2 protein-coding genes are annotated in these 1,136 nt (G+C 46.4%); one reads left to right on the top strand and one right to left on the bottom strand.

From position 1 onward, the window contains the following. A partial coding sequence (locus A3735_RS00445; RefSeq protein ID WP_156499274.1) for a tRNA(Met) cytidine acetyltransferase TmcA domain-containing protein occupies nucleotides 1–729 on the bottom strand: 729 nt, incomplete at its 3' end. Between the two features lie 163 nt (nucleotides 730–892). Between A3735_RS00445 and A3735_RS00440 the strand changes: the two genes are divergently transcribed. Next, nucleotides 893–1,136: hypothetical protein (locus A3735_RS00440; protein ID WP_156499273.1), on the top strand; the 244-nt coding region annotated here is incomplete at its 3' end.

The raw sequence follows: 1,136 nt of genomic DNA, 5'->3' as shown, positions 1-1,136 counted from the left end.
TGCATTGGCACAAGCTCGTTTTGAGGGGGCTGTAATCAAAATAGATTTTTTATATTTGAGGGCCAACTTCGCCGCGGCAATGCCAAGCGCGCTGGTTTTGCCTCGTCCCCTATCGGCGGTGACGATCAGTGGCCGTCTACGGTGCCCTTCGACAACATGAGTGATTAGCTCAATTGCTTCGCGCTGGTCAGGTGTGGGTAGGGCCTGTACCTGAGTCGTCGCAGCCGCAGGAACAGCAGGAAGCTGAGACTGATTCTCTTGGCAAAATAGCAGACAATCCTGACTGTTAAAAAAGCTAATCAAACGCTGGAGAAAAAAGGTGTTTGTTTTAGATAACTCTGACTCGTCACTGCACATGCGGCGATAGTCTGGGTCAGGTGCTTTAGCCAAGTCAGCGAGAGGGGGCACCATGATGATAAATAAGCCTCCTCCGCGAACAAGTCCAGATGCTCCACCAAGTCCGTCCGGGCTTAAGCCATCGAAGCCATCCCAAAGCAACAGATTACAATCACCACCCAAGAGGCTTTTAACTTTATGTGCAGAAACAGACTTAAAGCCTTTAATAGGTTCGGAGGCGCTGATATAAATAGCCTCATTTATATCGCCGAAAAGCGAGTTGCTTTGAACCGTATCTAAACACCAATTCTTGTCGCCACTAAGCACTACGGGGTAGCGACAGAAAGACTGCTGGGCAGCGTCAAAAATATTGGAGAATAGCTTTTCAAGCATAGTGGCTTCTTAGTAAATAGGGCGATAAAGAATTTAAATGACCGGCAAGGACAAAAATTTAAGTAAACCTGTAATTTCAGAAGTATGTGTCTATGCTTGAACTAAAACAAGTCTTTGCATGTATCAGTGTCTTGACCTGTCATAGAGTAAGAGAGGAAGCGTTTTGAAAGAAAGTCAGAAACCGGGGAGAACGCAGTTCATTATGATGTTCTTTGCCTTTTCATTTGGCATGGTTCTAGCCAACCTCTTGGCTCAGAATGCTGCGCAGAAAGAAGTCGAAGAGCGCGCCCCTTTATTGGTTTATAAAGGCATTGATAAAAATCTCGAAGACCTGTCGCCAGAGTTTAAGGAACGTATTAGCAAGTTAGAGCGCGAGAGGCGCAGAACTCTCGAAATGGCCGCTTTGC

The sequence above is a fragment of the Oleiphilus sp. HI0061 genome (assembly GCF_001635675.1).
Note: the sequence above shows the minus strand (reverse complement) of the source record. Positions and strands in the feature narration are given on the sequence as shown.